The sequence below is a fragment of the Thermomonas fusca DSM 15424 genome, from assembly GCF_000423885.1.
GTDB classification, from domain to species: Bacteria; Pseudomonadota; Gammaproteobacteria; order Xanthomonadales; family Xanthomonadaceae; genus Thermomonas; species Thermomonas fusca.
On record NZ_KE384101.1, the window covers coordinates 38643 to 54539 of the forward strand.

The 15897-nt window shown below is 70.0% G+C and carries 14 protein-coding genes; 6 read left to right on the plus strand and 8 right to left on the minus strand.

What is annotated here, in order from left to right; all coding sequences use genetic code 11:
* Nucleotides 1–122 precede the first annotated feature (122 nt).
* From G582_RS0113540 to fghA, 4 genes are all read left to right on the plus strand, one after another.
* Nucleotides 123–1487, plus strand: a complete 1365-nt coding sequence (locus G582_RS0113540) for a glutamate--cysteine ligase (RefSeq protein ID WP_028840266.1) — start codon at nucleotides 123–125, stop codon at nucleotides 1485–1487.
* Nucleotides 1488–1577: 90 nt separating this feature from the next.
* A complete protein-coding gene (ppc, locus tag G582_RS0113545) occupies nucleotides 1578–4292 on the plus strand; it encodes a phosphoenolpyruvate carboxylase (RefSeq protein WP_248642820.1) in 2715 nt (904 codons plus the stop codon).
* A gap of 168 nt (nucleotides 4293–4460) precedes the next feature.
* Nucleotides 4461–5570 carry an S-(hydroxymethyl)glutathione dehydrogenase/class III alcohol dehydrogenase gene (locus G582_RS0113550; protein ID WP_028840268.1) on the plus strand — a complete coding sequence of 370 codons (1110 nt, stop codon included), beginning with the start codon at nucleotides 4461–4463 and terminating at the stop codon, nucleotides 5568–5570.
* Between the two features lie 13 nt (nucleotides 5571–5583).
* Nucleotides 5584–6414, plus strand: coding sequence for an S-formylglutathione hydrolase (gene fghA / locus G582_RS0113555; RefSeq protein WP_028840269.1), 831 nt, complete (start codon nucleotides 5584–5586; stop codon nucleotides 6412–6414).
* A gap of 93 nt (nucleotides 6415–6507) precedes the next feature.
* Here fghA and G582_RS0113560 read toward each other — a convergent pair whose 3' ends face one another.
* From G582_RS0113560 to G582_RS0113580, 5 genes are all read right to left on the minus strand, one after another.
* Nucleotides 6508–7206: a Dph6-related ATP pyrophosphatase gene (locus tag G582_RS0113560; protein ID WP_028840270.1), complete on the minus strand. Its 699-nt coding sequence runs from the start codon at nucleotides 7204–7206 to the stop codon at nucleotides 6508–6510.
* A 13-nt stretch (nucleotides 7207–7219) separates the two neighbouring features.
* Nucleotides 7220–7564, minus strand: a complete 345-nt coding sequence (locus G582_RS0113565; RefSeq protein ID WP_028840271.1) for a hypothetical protein — start codon at nucleotides 7562–7564, stop codon at nucleotides 7220–7222.
* Nucleotides 7565–7626: 62 nt separating this feature from the next.
* Nucleotides 7627–8568, minus strand: a complete 942-nt coding sequence (locus tag G582_RS0113570; RefSeq protein WP_028840272.1) for a DegV family protein — start codon at nucleotides 8566–8568, stop codon at nucleotides 7627–7629.
* Nucleotides 8569–8703: 135 nt separating this feature from the next.
* Nucleotides 8704–10014, minus strand: coding sequence for an amidohydrolase family protein (locus G582_RS0113575; RefSeq protein WP_028840273.1), 1311 nt, complete (start codon nucleotides 10012–10014; stop codon nucleotides 8704–8706).
* Nucleotides 10011–11393, minus strand: a complete 1383-nt coding sequence (locus tag G582_RS0113580) for an amidohydrolase (RefSeq protein WP_028840274.1) — start codon at nucleotides 11391–11393, stop codon at nucleotides 10011–10013. Before G582_RS0113580 ends, G582_RS0113575 begins: the two co-directional genes overlap by 4 nt.
* A 119-nt stretch (nucleotides 11394–11512) precedes the next feature.
* Here G582_RS0113580 and G582_RS0113585 point away from each other — a divergent pair, with 119 nt between their 5' ends.
* The gene (locus tag G582_RS0113585; RefSeq protein WP_028840275.1) at nucleotides 11513–12289 is read left to right on the plus strand and encodes an AMP nucleosidase; all 777 of its coding nucleotides are present in this window, start codon (nucleotides 11513–11515) and stop codon (nucleotides 12287–12289) included.
* Nucleotides 12286–12828, plus strand: a complete 543-nt coding sequence (locus tag G582_RS0113590; protein ID WP_028840276.1) for a DUF924 family protein — start codon at nucleotides 12286–12288, stop codon at nucleotides 12826–12828. Before G582_RS0113585 ends, G582_RS0113590 begins: the two co-directional genes overlap by 4 nt.
* A 78-nt stretch (nucleotides 12829–12906) precedes the next feature.
* On the opposite strand, the gene grxD is transcribed toward G582_RS0113590, so the two are convergent.
* From grxD to G582_RS0113605, 3 genes are all read right to left on the minus strand, one after another.
* Complete coding sequence (grxD, locus tag G582_RS0113595; RefSeq protein ID WP_028840277.1) at nucleotides 12907–13830, minus strand: Grx4 family monothiol glutaredoxin; 924 nt, start codon at nucleotides 13828–13830, stop codon at nucleotides 12907–12909.
* A gap of 115 nt (nucleotides 13831–13945) precedes the next feature.
* Nucleotides 13946–14572: an SGNH/GDSL hydrolase family protein gene (locus G582_RS0113600; RefSeq protein WP_028840278.1), complete on the minus strand. Its 627-nt coding sequence runs from the start codon at nucleotides 14570–14572 to the stop codon at nucleotides 13946–13948.
* Nucleotides 14573–14632: 60 nt separating this feature from the next.
* Nucleotides 14633–15892, minus strand: a complete 1260-nt coding sequence (locus G582_RS0113605; protein ID WP_028840279.1) for an aminotransferase class I/II-fold pyridoxal phosphate-dependent enzyme — start codon at nucleotides 15890–15892, stop codon at nucleotides 14633–14635.
* Nucleotides 15893–15897: the final 5 nt, after the last annotated feature.

Here is a 15897-nt window from a genome sequence, read left to right on the forward strand (position 1 = left end):
CGATTGGCCAACAACGGACCGGGCCGGGAATACGCATGCAGCCGGAACAGTGAAAGTCGGCCAGCGTGCTGCGGCGGGGCGCCCGCGCGCGATATCCTGCGCATCCACACGGGAAGCCCAGCATGTCCGGACCCAGCACTGCCAGCGACATGCCGATCACCGACCGCCACCAGCTGGCCGAGGTGCTGGCCTCGGGCGAGAAGCCGCGCGAGGCGTGGCGGATCGGCACCGAGCACGAGAAATTCGGCTTCCGGCTGGACGACCTGCGCCCGCCAACCTTCGACGGCGAGCGCGGCATCGAGGCGCTGCTGAAGGGTCTGGTCCGGTTCGGCTGGGCGCCTTACGAGGAAAACGGCCGGGTGATCGCGCTGTCGCGCGATGCCGCGTCGGTGACGCTGGAGCCGGCCGGCCAGCTGGAGCTGTCGGGGGCGCCGCTGGAATCCATCCACCAGACCTGCAAGGAAGTCGGCAGCCACCTGCGCGAAGTGCGGGAAGTGGCCGACGAGCTGAAGCTCGGCTTCCTCGGCATGGGTTTCCAGCCCAAGTGGCGGCGCGACGAAATGCCGTGGATGCCGAAAGGCCGCTACCAGATCATGAAGTCCTACATGCCCAAGGTCGGCAGCCTGGGCCTGGACATGATGACCCGCACCTGCACGGTGCAGGTCAACCTGGACTACGCGTCCGAAGCGGACATGGTGAAGAAGTTCCGCGTGTCGCTGGCGCTGCAACCGATTGCGACTGCGCTGTTCGCCGATTCGCCGTTCACCGAAGGCAGGCCCAACGGCTACCTCAGCTACCGCTCGCACATCTGGACCGATACCGACGCCGGCCGCACCGGCATGCTCGACTTCGTGTTCGAGGACGGCTTCGGCTATGAGCGTTACGTCGACTACCTGCTCGACGTGCCGATGTACTTCAGCTACCGCGACGGCATCTACGTTGATGCCAGCGGCAAATCGTTCCGCGACTTCATGCAGGGCCGGCTGGACGTGCTGCCCGGCGCGCTGCCGACCCTGCGCGACTGGAACGACCACATGACCACCGCCTTCCCGGAAGTGCGGTTGAAGAAATTCCTGGAGATGCGCGGCGCCGACGGCGGTCCCTGGGGCCGGCTGTGCGCGCTGCCGGCGTTCTGGGTGGGTCTGCTTTACGACGACGCGGCGCTGGATGCGGCCTGGGACCTGGTCAAGGATTTCAGCATGGCCGAGCGCCATGCCCTGCGCGATGGCGTGCCGAAGCAGGCGCTGGGGCTGCCGTTCCGGGGCGGCACGCTGCGCGAGCTGGCCCGCCGCGCGCTGGAGATTTCCGTCGCCGGCCTGCGTCGCCGCGCGGTACAGGATCGCTGCGGCGCCGACGAAACCGGCTTCCTCGATCCGCTGGTGGAGATCGTGGAATCCGGCAAGACCCCCGCCGAGCGCAAGCTGGCGCTGTTCCACGGCGAATGGCGCGGCAGCGTGGACCCAGTGTTCTGCGAGTTCTCGTACTGAGGCCTGACGCCTCCCGCGGAAAACGGGCGGAGCAATGGTCGCATCCGCAACCGTTGCCGCAGTGCATCAAAATCGCGCTAGCCTGCGGGCATGGCCACTTCCGACATGCCGCTGCGCGAGCAGCTTGATTTCACAGCCACCGACGCGCCGCTGCGCGACGACGTGCGCCGGCTCGGCGCGATGGTCGGCGACATGCTGGCAGAACAGGTGGCGCCGGCATTCCTTGAACAGGTCGAGGCGCTGCGGCGGATTGCGATCGCAAGGCGCGAGCAGGGCGAGCCGGTGGATGCGCTGGCGCAGCGGCTGGCGCAGGTGCCGCTGGCGCAGGCCGAGCCGCTGGTGCGCGCGTTCGCGGCCTACTTCAGCGCCACCAACGTGGCCGAACGCGTGCATCGCATCCGCCGTCGCCGCGACTACCAGCGGCTGGGCACGGCGCCGCAGCCCGGCGGGCTGGAAGCGGTGCTGCGCGGCCTGCGCGAGGAGGGCGTGACGCTGGCCGAGCTGCAGGCGCAACTGGCCGGGCTGTGCGTGGAGCCGGTGTTCACCGCGCATCCCACCGAAGCGGTGCGGCGCGCGCTGCTGCTGAAGGAAAAGACCGTGGTCGAACGGCTGATCGCCGACATCGACCGCACCCGCACGCCGCCGGAGCGGCGCGCCGACGACGCCCGCATCCGCCAGTCGCTGACCACCGCCTGGCAGACCAACGAAGCGCCACCGCAGCGGCCCAGCGTGGCCGACGAGGTCGAGCACGTCGGCTTCTACCTCGGCAGCGTGCTGTACCGCGTGCTGCCGGTGTTCTACGAGGCGTTTTCCGATGCGGTGGAGGCCGTCTACGGCGAACGCATCGCGCTGCCGCCGCTGCTGCGCTTCGGCAGCTGGGTCGGCGGCGACATGGACGGCAACCCCAACGTCGGTGCGGCCAGCGTGCGCGACGCGTTGACCGCCCAGCGCGCGCTGGCGCTGGACTGCTATCTGGCCGACCTGCGCACCCTCGGCGACATCCTCACCCAGAGCCACGGCCATGCCGGCATCGATGCCGAGGTCGAGGCGCGCGCCGCCGCGCACCGCGCGCTGCTGCCGGAAGGCATGGTGCGCAACCGGCCGCGGTTGGCCGACATGCCGTACCGGCAGCTGCTGTGGGCGATGCGCGCGCGCCTGCAGGCGACGGAGGACGGTGTGGCCGGTGGCTACCCGGACGCGGCCGCCTTCATCGACGACCTGGAACTGATCGACGCCAGCCTGGCCCGACATCGCGGCGACCACGCCGGCCGCTTCGCGCTGCGACGCATCCTCTGGCGTGCGCGCAGCTTCGGCCTGCACATGGCCGCGCTGGACCTGCGCCAGGATTCTGCCGTGCACGAGCAGGCGCTGGCGGCACTGGAGGGGGATGCCGAATGGGCCGCGCGCCCGCTGCCGGCGCGTGTAGAGCGGCTGCATGCGCTGATCTCGGGCGCTGCACCGACCGATGCGGGCGCAGCCGACGCCATGGCCACGCTGGAGGTGTTCCGCGTCGTGCGCGAACTGCGCGCGGTGCTGGGCGAACACGCCTTCGGCCCCTACATCATCAGCATGACGCGCAATGCCGCCGACGCGCTGGCGGTATTGGCGCTGGCGCGGATCGCTGGCTGCGTCGCCGACGGCGAAGTGCCGCTGGACGTGGCCCCGCTGTTCGAGACGGTGGACGACCTGGAAGCGGCGCCGGCGACGATGCGGGCGCTGTTCGCCGACCCGCTGTATCGCCGCCATCTGGCCGCGCGCGGCGGGCGCCAGGTGGTGATGCTGGGCTACAGCGACAGCGCCAAGGATGGCGGCTTGCTGGCTTCGCGCTGGGCGCTGCAGCGCGCGCAGGTGGAGCTGCTGGAGGTCGCGCGCACGGCCGGCCTGCAGCTGGTGTTCTTCCATGGCCGCGGCGGGTCGGTCAGCCGGGGCGGCGGCAAGACCGAGCGCGCGATCATCGCCGCGCCGCGCGGCAGCGTGGCCGGGCGCATGCGCGTGACCGAGCAGGGCGAGGTGATCCATCGCAAGTACGGCATCCGCGCGCTGGCGCTGCGCAACCTCGAGCAGATGACCGGCGCGGTGCTGCGCGCATCGCTGCGGCCGCGCCCACCGGAGCCGCGCGAGGACCAGTGGCGCGCGCTTGCCACCGAGCTGGCGCAGGTCTCGCGCGCGCACTACCGAGCGCTGGTGCACGAGCATCCGGACTTCCCGGCCTACTTCCGCGCGGCCACGCCGGTGGACGTGATCGAGCGCCTGCACATCAGCTCGCGGCCGTCGCGCCGCCGCGACGGCGGCATCGCGAATCTTCGCGCGATCCCGTGGGTGTTCTCGTGGGCGCAGAGCCGCTCCGGCCTGACCGGTTGGTATGGCGTCGGGACCGCGCTGCGCCACGGCATCGACGCGCACGGGCTGGACGCGATGGCGGCGGTGACCCGCGACTGGCCGTTCTTCGCCGCGATGATCGATGACGTGGAGATGGCGATGGCGAAATCCGACATCGATATCTTCGAGCGCTATTCCGCGCTGGCGGGCGAGCTGCATCCGGCGTTCTTCCCGCGCATCGCCGAGGAGTTTGAACGCACCCGCGTAGCGATCCTCGCGATCAAGCAGCGCGACGCGCTGCTGGCCGACGACTACCGGCTGCGCCTGTCGATCCGGCTGCGCAACCCCTATGTCGATCCGATCAGCCTGCTGCAGGTGGACCTGCTGCGGCGCTGGCGCGAAGGCGGGCGCGAGGACGAAGCCCTGCTGCGCACGCTGGTCTCCACCGTCAACGGCATCGCTGCGGGGATCCAGAACACGGGGTGAGCAACGGTGCTCGCGCGGCCTGCCGTACGCCGCTGTGAACCCCCGGCCACGGATGCCGGGTCGGGGCCGTTCGAAGCAATCTGGTCGAGCTATGAGTGGCAACCCGATCGTGATCGCGCGCGATCGCACGGACTATCATGCAGGCCATTCGCAACCCGGAGCTTGCCCATGAAATCCCGCGCCGCCGTCGCCTTTGCCGCTGGCCAGCCGCTGCAGATCGTCGAGATCGACGTCGCCCCGCCCAAGGCCGGCGAGGTGCTGGTGAAGATCAGCCATACCGGCGTCTGCCATACCGATGCGTTCACCCTGTCCGGCGACGACCCGGAGGGCCTGTTCCCCTGCGTGCTGGGCCACGAAGGCGCGGGCGTGGTGGTGGAGGTGGGCGAGGGCGTCACCAGCGTCGCGCCGGGCGACCACGTCATTCCGCTGTACACCGCCGAATGCGGGCAATGCCTGTTCTGCAAGTCCGGCAAGACCAACCTGTGCACGTCCGTGCGCGCCACCCAAGGCAAGGGCGTGATGCCGGACGGCACCACCCGCTTCAGCTACAACGGCCAGCCGCTGTACCACTACATGGGCTGCAGCACCTTCAGCGAATACACGGTGGTGGCCGAGGTTTCGCTGGCGAAGATCAACCCCGAGGCCAACCACGAGCAGGTCTGCCTGCTGGGCTGCGGCGTCACCACCGGGCTTGGCGCGGTGAAGAACACGGCTAAGGTGCAGGAAGGCGATTCGGTCGCGGTGTTCGGCCTCGGCGGCATCGGCCTGGCCGTCATCCAGGGCGCGAAACGGGCGAAGGCCGGGCGGATCATCGCCGTAGACACCAATCCATCGAAGTTCGACATGGCGCGCGACATGGGCGCCACCGACTGCGTGAACCCGAAGGATTTCGATAAACCCATCCAGCAGGTGATCGTGGAGATGACCGGCTGGGGCGTGGACCACAGCTTCGAGTGCATCGGCAACGTCCACGTGATGCGCGCGGCGCTGGAATGCGCGCACCGCGGCTGGGGCCAGAGCGTGATCATCGGCGTGGCCGGCGCGGGGCAGGAGATTTCCACCCGCCCATTCCAGCTGGTCACCGGCCGCAAGTGGCTGGGCACGGCGTTCGGCGGGGTGAAGGGCCGCAGCCAGCTGCCCGGCATGGTGGAGGAAGCGATGGCCGGCGAGATCCGGCTGGCGCCGTTCGTCACCCACACGATGGGCCTGGAGGCGATCAACGAAGCCTTCGATCTGATGCACGAAGGCAAGTCGATCCGCAGCGTGGTGCATTTCTGAGGGAGCAGGCTAAATGGAACGCATCGAACACCGCGCCTGCTTCGGTGGCTGGCAGGACGTGTACCGGCACCGCTCGGCGGTGCTCGGCTGCGACATGACGTTGGCGATCTACCTGCCGCCGCAGGCGCAGGACGGCCCGGTGCCGGTGCTGTACTGGCTGTCGGGCCTGACCTGCAGCGAGCAGAACTTCATCACCAAGGCCGGCGCCCAGCGCTACGCGGCGGAACACGGCGTCGCCATCGTCTGCCCGGACACCAGTCCGCGCGGCGACGGCGTGGCGGATGCCGACAGTTACGACCTCGGCAAGGGCGCCGGCTTCTACGTCAACGCCACGCAGGCGCCTTGGGCGGCGCACTACCGCATGTTCGACTACGTGGCGGACGAGCTGCCGGGGCTGGTCGAGACGCATTTCCCGGTCACCGGTGCGCGCGCCATCAGCGGGCATTCGATGGGCGGCCACGGCGCGCTGGTGTTGGCGCTGTCGAAGCCGGGCCGCTACCGCAGCGTGTCCGCGTTCTCGCCGATCGTGGCGCCGTCGGCGGTGCCGTGGGGGCAGAAGGCCTTTGCCGCCTATCTCGGCGAGGATCGCGCGGCGTGGGCGCAGTACGACGCCAGCCAGCTGATCGGTGCGGCAGCGGACCAGCTGCCGATGCTCATCGATCAGGGCGAGTCGGACGAGTTCCTGGGCGCCCAGCTGCAGCCGTGGCGACTGAAGGAGGCCGCCGATGCGGCGGGGTATCCCGTCTATCTGCGCATGCAGCCGGGTTACGACCACAGCTACTACTTCATCGCCAGTTTCATCGGCGAGCACATCGCCCATCACGCCGCCGCGCTGAAAGCGTAGGCCGGCTTCCGAATCCCTGACCGCGGGAGCGGCTTCGGCCGCCACTGTGCGAGCCATGGGCATCGCGGGGGCAGGCCGCGGCCGAAGCTGCGGCTACAGGACGGTCCGGGAGATTCCCGGCCCGTCGAGGATGAAATCGGTGTAGGCAAAGCGGCCGTCCCGCAGCACGGTGTCGCCGGGTTGCAGCGCCAGCGGCGCGGCAAACATCGGCCCGGCGGAAACGCAGGTGTGGAATTCGCCGCGCTCGCCGCAGGGGTCGACAGCCGCGGGCAGGTCGTCCAGCAGGCGGGCGTCGAAGGCGCGGCCGGCGAACGCCGCGTCGAACTGGGTGGTATCCACGCAGCACAGGTGCGCGCGCAGGCCGCCTTCGATCATCTCCCGCGCCAGCCGTGCGGTGTCGCTGTCGAACAGCGGGAACAGCGGCGTCCAGCCCAGGTCTGCGCACAGGGCTTCGCGCCAGGCGCGGATGTCGGCCAGCAGCAGGTCGCCGTAGGCGATATGGGCCAGGTCCGGCCAGCGCGCCTGCGCACGCGCCAGTGCATCGGTGAAGCTGGCGATGTAGCTCGTGTTGTCGGCCGCCTGCGGAATCCACGCTTCGATCAGCGGCAGTCCGGCGGCGCCGGCCTGCGCATGCAGCACGTCGCGATGGATGCCCTGCATCGATACGCGATCAAAGCCTTCGGTGAGGGTGGTAAGCAGGCCCACCACCTCGACTTCGCCAGCCGCGCGCAGCGCGTGCAGGGCCCATGCGGCGTCCTTGCCGCCACTCCATGACAGCAGCGCCGGGATCATGGGGTGGGGAAACTCAGGCCGCGGTGACGTCGCGCAGCTGCCAGTGACTGCCGGCCAGCAACGCCATGCGCTGGCGCAGCAGCGCCGAGGACAGCCGGGTATCCACGATCAGGTCGATGTGCAGGTCGTCCTGCTGGCCGGTGACGCGGGCGGCCGGGTCGGTGGCGGCCAGCGCCGGATCGACATCGTCAGGCTCTTCCTGCCTGGCCTGCCAGCGCAGGAACAGGGCGTCATCGCGCAGTGCCTGCTGCAACTCCTCGGCGAATCCTTCCGCGCCGCGCGAACGGAAGCTCAGTTCAGGGTCGTTGCCTCGTGCCTCGTCGGGATTGGGCAGGCGGATGTAGTAGCGAGTGGTCATGGTCGATCCCGGAAAGATGAGTCCAGAGGCTAGTGGCCTGGCCGTGGAGGCGCCGTCACTGCTCAGCCGAAGCGGTGCGGCGGCGCCGCGAACGCCACCACCAGCGCGCCGCGGCCGACGTTGACGAGGCCGGACAGGCCCATGAAGCTCTCGAACACCTCGACGCCGCGGTCCTTGCACACGTCGCGAAGGTGCTGGTAGCCCGGCAGCGCGCGCATCTCCTCCAGCGCACCGCCGTAGCAGAGGTTCACGGTGGGGGTCAGCAAACCGGAGGCCACGCGTTCGGCGGTGAAATCGAACAGTTTGCGGCTGGCCGCGGCAAAACCCTTCACCTTCGCCACCGGGCCGGTTTCGCCCTGGTTGCAGTGCAGGATCGGCTTGATGTCCAGCGCCGTGCCCAGCGTCGCGCTGAGGAAGCTGACGCTCTTGTCGCCACGCTTCTTGATGCGGTTGCGCAGGTAGTTCAGGTCCGGCGCCACCATGTAGGCGTGGGTCTTGCTGGCGATGGCCTCCAGGTGCGCGCGGATCCGCGGCGGCGACTCGCCGGCGGCGCGCATGCGCACCGCCTCGATCACCGGCACGCCGACCCCGGCGAACACGCTCTGGCTGTCGATCACCCGCAGCGAGAACGGAGTGTTGTTGCCGGAGGCAGCCCGCACCGCCTTGTAGTCGTTGAGGATGGTGAAGCTGGCCTGCTGCGCGTTGTCGTGGATGCCGCTGCGGGTGCGGGTGGTGGTGATGCAGAACACGTAGTCGTAGTCGTGCACCAGCTTGCCCAGGAACAGGTCGTGCACCTGCTGCACGGTGAACGGGGTGGTTTCCGCCTCGAACGCCCGCGCGGCGGTTTCGCCGCTGAGGAAGTTCATCGTCGCTTCCTCGTTGCGCACGTCGGCCAGCACCGCCTGCCCGATCTGCACGGTCACCGGCAGGATGGTGATGTTCTCGCGTTCGATGAAGTCGTTTGGCAGGTCGCAGGCCGAATCCGCGATGATTCCGATGCGCATGTTGTCCTCCAGCCCCCCGTTCAGTTGCCCACGACCGTACCGCAAGTCGGGCGTGCGTGCATGCGCCCGGGCGGCAACGGTGCGTCCCGGAGAGCGCCGCCGTTCAGCTGCGCGCGCCCCGGTTTGCCGCGGGCGTCAGCGGGCGTCGGCCGGGTAGGCGCGCGGCAACTGGCCTTCCTGGGGCGTGCCGGCGGCGCGCAGGTAGCGGTCGCGCAGCTCGGTCTGGCGGCTGCGCATCGGGAACGCGCGGCCGTCCAGCCACAGCTGCCGGGCGACGCTGGCCACGTCCAGCGGGTCGCCGCTCCACAGCACCAGGTCGGCGCGCTGGCCAACCGCGATGGTCGCGCCGATGTCCGCGCCCGCGCCCAGCGCCGCCGCCGGCACCGAGGTCAGGCCGGCCAAGCCCGCTTCCCAGGGCAGGCCGTTGGCCACCGCGTTGCCGGCCAGCTGGCGCAGCTTGCGTGCGTTGTGGGAGGCGTCGCCGCCCTGGAAGAACGACACCTTGACCCTTGCCGCGTGCAGGCGCCCGGCGTTCTCGAGGCTGGCGCCGATCTCGTCGAAATCGCCGGGCAGGTTGGCCAGCACGTCGACGAACACCGGCACGCCGGCCGCGGCGATCTGCGGGGCCACCTTCCAGCCTTCCGCCGCACCCACCAGCGCCACCCGCACGCCGCGCTGTTTGGCCCAGCGCAGCAGGCGGACGATGTCGGCCGCGCGCTGGACCCGCGCCAGCACCCGGCCACCGCCGCCGAAGTATTTCGCCAGGGTGGTGCGGCCTGCCGGGGTGAGCAGGGCGAACTGCGAGTCGGCCGGGATGCGCCCGCGCACCTCGTCGATCAGCTGGTCGAGCAGCATCCACTGCGCCGCGCGCGAGCTGCCGCTGAGGTTGGCGCCGGCGCCGCCGAGGGTGACGAACAGCGCGCGCGGGCCCACCGCGTCCAGGCTGCCGTCCAGCCGCACCACGCCACCCTGGCCGCCGATCAGCGAGCCGCCGGGGCGGCTGCCGGCCGCCAGCAGGGTCCAGCCGACGCCTTCCACCCGCGCCACCGGCACCAGCACCGATTCCGGGTTGTAGGCCAGGGTGACGTCGAACTCCGGCCGCACCTGCATGTCGGCGGCGTTGGCGCCCAGCGCCAGGGTGGCATCGACGGTGGCCGACTCGCCGGACACCTCCTCCACGCCGATGTCGGTGATGCCGCCGAACAGCGCCGGCGTCAGCGGCTGGCCTTGGGCATCCACCACCGGCGCATTGCCGGCGACGAGGCCGCTGCCGATGGCGGCGATGCGGCCCTGCTTCACCAGCACGTCGGTGTTCTGCAGGGTGCCGCGCGCGCTGGCGGTATGCACGGTGGCGTTGCGGATCAGCAGGTCCTGGGCCTGCGCCAGGCCGCAGGCGGCGAACAGCGCCGACGCCAGCGCGAGGCGCTTGATGATGCGGGCGTTCATCGCACACCTCCCGACACGATCTCTTGCCCGAGCAGGAAGTCCGAGGTCGGCTGCCGTGCCGGATCGCGGCGGTCGTACAGCCGCGCGCCGTCCACGTAGACCTGCTCGGCCTGGGCGAAACTGCTGAACGGATTGCCGTTCCACACCACCACGTCGGCCATCTTGCCGGCCTCCAGGGTGCCGGTCTGGTCGTCGATGCCCATCGCCTTGGCGGGGTTGCGGGTGAGCCACTGGATCGCGTGTTCGGGGCTGATGCGGATGCCCACGCGGCCGGCGTTGGCGATCACCTTGGCCGCCTCCTGGTTGAGCCGCTGGATGCCTTCGGCGGAATCGGAATGCACGATCGCGCAGCCGCCGGGCACGCGGTCGACCAGCGCGATGTTCTCCTGGATGCCGTCGAAGCTTTCCATCTTGAAGCCCCACCAGTCCGCCCACAGCGCGCCGCAGACGCCCTCCGCGGCCAGCCGGTCGGCGATCTTGTAGGCCTCCACGCCGTGGTGGAAGGCGGCGATCTTGAAGCCGAACTCCTTGGCGAGGTCGAGCATGATCGCCATCTCGTCGGCGCGGTAGCAGTGGATGTTGACCCGGATGTCGCCGTTGATCGCGCCGGCCAGGGTGTCCAGCTTGAGGTCGCGCTTGGCCTCCGCGTCCTTGCCGCCGGCCTTGCGCTTCTTCATGTACTCGGCGGCGTCGGCGAACGCCGCGCGGTAGCCGGCCACGTTGCCCATGCGGGTGGACGGGCCGCCGCGCTGGCCATAGACGCGCTTGGGGTTCTCGCCGCAGGCCATCTTCAGGCCCCACGGCGCGCCGGGGAACTTCATGCCCTGGTAGGTGGTGGCAGAGATGTTCTTCAGGGTGACGCCGCGCCCGCCGATCAGGTTGGCGCTGCCGGGCAGGATCTGCAGCGCGGTCACGCCGCCGGCCAGCGCGGCGTGGAAGCCGGGGTCCTGCGGCCATACCGAATGTTCGGCCCACACCTGTGCAGTCACCGGCGCGGTGGCCTCGTTGCCATCGCTGTGCGCGCTGGCGCCGGGGCTGGCGTAGACGCCCAGGTGCGAGTGGATGTCGATGATGCCGGGGGTGATCCACTTGCCGGTGGCGTCCACCCGCACCGCGTCGCTGCCGGTTTCAATGCCGTTGCCGACCGCGACGATGCGGCCGTCGCGCATCAGCACGTCGGCATCGTCCAGCCGCGTGCCGGTGCCGGTCAGCACGATGGCGTGCTGCAGCAGCACCGGCGGCGAGGCGATCCGCTGGTAGGTGCTGGGGTAGGGATCGGCGGCGAAGTCGTACGGCTTGGCGGGCGCAGCCGGCTTCTGCGGCGCACTCGCGCAGCCGGCCAGCAGCGCCGCCAGCACGGCGACGGTCAACGGTTTCATGCGGTGGTTCCCCTGCTGCGGAAAATCGATGCAAGCACCCTAGCGTCATCGCGCGCAGGCCGCCACATGACCGAGGTCATGGGGCCGGGCTTAGAATCCGGGAAACGAAAAGGACCGCGATGAAGAGCAAACAGGAAATCGTCGACAACTGGCTGCCGCGCTACACCGGCGTACCGCTGGAGAGCTTCGGCCAGCACATCCTGCTGACCAACTTCGGCGGCTACCTGTCGCATTTCTCGGAAATGACCGGCGCGCCGGTGGTCGGGATCGACCGGCCGATGCCCAGCGCCACCGCCGATGGCATCACCCTGATCAACTTCGGCATGGGCAGCCCCAACGCCGCCACGGTGATGGACCTGCTGTCGGCGATCTGCCCGAAGGCGGTGCTGTTCCTGGGCAAGTGCGGCGGGCTGAAGCGGAAGAACCAGCTGGGCGACCTGGTGCTGCCGATCGCGGCGATCCGCGGCGAGGGCACCAGCGACGACTACCTGCCGCCGCAGGTGCCGGCGCTGCCCGCGTTCGCCCTGCAGCGCGTCATCTCCACCAGCATCCGCGACATGGAGCTGGACTACTGGACCGGCACCGTGTTCACCACCAACCGCCGGGTCTGGGAACACGACGACGCCTTCAAGGAGCGCCTGCGCGCGATGCGCTGCATGGCCATCGACATGGAAACCGCGACCATCTTCGCCGCCGGCTTCGCCAACCGCATCCCCTGCGGCGCGCTGCTGCTGGTGTCCGACCAGCCGATGATCCCGGAGGGCGTGAAGACCGAGGCCAGCGATGCACGCGTGTCCGCCGAGTTCGTGCGCAACCACATCAAGGTCGGCATCGAGTCGCTGAAGCTGATCCGCCGCAACGGCAAGTCTGTGCGCCATCTGCGGTTCGACGAGTGAGCCGGGAACTCGCCTGTAGTCTCCTCGCGTTCTGGCGCGACGCCGGCATGGACAAGTGGTTCCGCGGTGGCGCCGCGTTCGACGAGGAATGCCGCGCGCGCTGGCAGGCCGCGCATTTCGCCGCCGCGCGCCGCGAACATGACGACTGGATGGCCGATGCCGACGGTGCGCTGGCGCTGGTGCTGCTGCTGGACCAGATTCCGCGCAACATCTTCCGCGGCAGCGGCCATGCCTTTGCCACCGATTCGCTGGCGCTGCACTACGCTGCGCGCGCCATCGACGCCGGCTTCGATGCACGGGTCGAGCCGGCGCTGCGGTTCTTCTTCTACATGCCGTTCGAGCATTCCGAAGCGATGGCCGACCAACAGCGCGCGGTGGAGCTGTTCACCGCGCTGGATGATCCCGATTTGCTGGGCTATGCGGTGGCGCATCGCGACGTGATCGCCCAGTTCGGCCGCTTCCCGCATCGCAACGCCACGCTGGGGCGGATCAACCGGCCCGACGAACAGGCATGGCTGGACGCCGGCGGCGGCTTTTGACGGATTCCGCAGGCGCGCACCGCCGAGTGCGCGCCGCGGGCAGGTCATGCGGGAAGTGTCCGCACGACCTTCGGTGCCTCAGTAGCGCGCCACTGCCGGGTCCAGGTCGGCCCAGGCCACCATGCCGCCGGCCACGTTGTAGAGCGCCTTGAAGCCCAGCGCGCGGAAGTGCTCCGCCGCCTGCCCGCTGCGGGCGCCCGACTGGCACAGGAAGGCCAGAGCGGTGTCCTTCGGCAGCGCCTCGATTTCCTCCACGCCATCGTCGAAATGGCGATACGCCACCGGCGCTTCCGCCAGCGCGCGCTCTTCCGACGGGCGCACGTCCACCAGCACCAGGGTGCCGGCCTGCACGCGCTCGCGCACCTGCGCCGGGGTCAGCGCCTGCACCTTCGGCGGGGCGTTGGGGTTGTCGATGACCAAGCCCTTGCCACGGGCGTCGTCGGCCCAGTCGATGGTCATGCCGCGCGCGCGCTGCGCGCTGACCAGGTCGAACTGGGCGCGGATGCCGGCGGATTCGCTGGCGATGGCACTATCGTCCACCGGTGCCAGCTGCAGGCGGGCGTTGTAGCCCTTGTCCACCTCGACCTGCAGCGCATAGCCCTCGCCGGCGTTGGACAGCGCGGACTTCAGCATTTCGGCGGCGGCCGGGGTGATGGTGATCTGCGGCGGCGTGCGGTCGGGCGCAGCCACCCCCAGCGCGGCGTGCAGCTCGCCGCTGGCGGCCATCTGGGTGACGATGTCGCAGCCGCCGACCAGTTCGCCGCGGATGTACAGCTGTGGGATGGTCGGCCAGTCGCCGTAGGCCTTGATGCCTTCGCGGATTTCCGGGTCGGCCAGCACGTTGACGTGGGCGTAGTCGGCGCCAGTGGCGTCCATCGCCGCGGCGGTCTTGGCCGAGAAGCCGCACTGCGGCGCATCCGGCGTGCCCTTCAGGAACAGCACAACGGGGTTGGCGGCCAGCAGGGCGTCGATGCGGGCGCGCAGGGCGGGGTCGAGGGACATGGTGCAGCTTCCGACGTGGGGAGAACCGTCAATTCTACGCCGGCGGCCGTGGCTGGCCGGATGACGCGGGTCAAGCTGCGCGGCGCCGGTGGCCGCCGGATGCAATGGCAGGCAGTCAGGGCGCTGCCAGCAGCCGTCGCGCCACCGGCAGCGCCGCCTCGGCCCAGCGTGCGTATTGCAGCGCGGACGGATGCAGGCCGTCGGCCGCAAGCATGTCGGTGATCTCGCCCGTGCGGGAAATCGCGGTGATGTCCACGAACGCCACGCCCTCGGCCGAGCACAGCTCGCTCGCGGCGGCGTTGTAGGCGTCTAGCTCCTGTGCGATCCGGCACGGGCTGCGCAGTTCGCGGCGGGCGAATGGAGTCACGCCCCAGTCGGGGATCGACAGCACCAACACCCGCGCAGCGCGCTGGCGCGTTAGCGCAATAGCACGCTGCAGCAGCGCGGCAAATTCCTCCCGGTAGTCGTCCACGCTGCGCCCGCGGTATTGGTTGTTGACGCCGATCAGCAGCGAAACGAAATCCCAATCGCCCAGCGGTTCGGCCGCGTCCATCGCCGCCACCAGCTCGTCGGTGGTCCAGCCGGTGGTGGCGATGACGCGCGGATCGGCGATGGCGATCCCCGCGTCGCGTAGGCGCGCGGCCAGCTGCATCGGCCAGCGTCCGGAGGGATCGACGCCTTCGCCGATCGTGTAGGAGTCGCCCAGCGCGAGGTAGGAAATGGTGTCAGGGACAATTTCCATGCCGGCCTTTTCCATTCCGATGCCGGGGAGAAATTGTCCCTGACACCATTTCCATTTCGCTCAGGCCACCGCGCTCTGCCGCTGCGCGCGTTCGGCGCGGCGGGTCAGCACGCGGTCGATGCGCGAAAACACCTCGCGCAGCACCGGCGCTTCCGGCAGCAGGGTGACGCGGAAGTGGTCGCGGTAGGGCACGTTGAAGCTGGTGCCGGGGACGATCAGCACGTCCTCCTGCTCCAGCATCTCCAGCGCGAAGTCGTGGTCGTCCAGGCCCTGCGCGGCGGCACCGACGATGCGCGGGAAGCCGTACAGCGCGCCGGCCGGCGCTACCAGCGACAGGTGCGGGCTGGCGGCGCAGCTGTCGATCAGCGCGCGGCGGGTTTCGTACAGGCGGCCGCCGGGCCGCACCAGTTCGCCGATGGTGTCGGTGCCGTGCAGCGCCTGCTGGATCGCGAACTGCCCCGGCACGTTGGCGCACAGGCGCAGCGCGCCCAGCAGGTCGAGCGCGTGGTGGAAGTCGCCGCAGGCCAGCGGATCGCCCGACAGCACCGCCCAGCCGACCCGCCAGCCGCAGGCACGATGCACCTTCGACAGGCCGCCGAAGCTCATGCACGGCAGGTCGCCGGCCAGCGGCGCGACCGGCTGGAACACCGCGTCGTCGTAGAGGATGCCGTCGTAGATCTCGTCCACCAGCAGCAGCAGCCGGTAGCGTTGGGCGATCTCCACGATGCGCTCCAGCAGCGCGCGCGGGTAGTTGGCGCCGGTTGGGTTGTTCGGGTTGATCAGCACGATCGCGCGGGTGCGCGAGGACACCAGCGATTCAATCTGCTCGGGATCGGGCAGGAAGCCGTTGTCGCGGTCGCATTTGTAATAGACCGGGCGGCCGTCGTTGAGGATGGTGGCGGCGCTCCACAGCGGGTAGTCGGGCGAGGGCACCAGCACTTCCTCGCCGGGGTTGAGCAGCGCGCGCAGGGAAATATCGATCAGCTCGGACACGCCGTTGCCGACGAACACCCGCTCCGGCGCCGCGTTCGGGGTGCCGCGCTGGCGGTGGAAGTCGGCGATGGCCTCGCGCGCTTCCGGCAGGCCCTGCTGGTGGGTGTAGGGGTCGGTACGGGCGATGCCGCCGGCGATGGCGTCCTGCAGATGCTCCGGGGCACGGAACCCGAACGCGCCGGGATTGCCGATGTTGAGCTTGATCAGCTTGCGGCCCTGGCCTTCCAGCTCCCGCGCTCGCCGCGCCAGCTCACCCCGGATTTCGTAGCGGACCTCGGTGAGGCGCGTGCGGGTAGCGATCCTGTTGCGGGGGTTGAACGATGACATCGGCG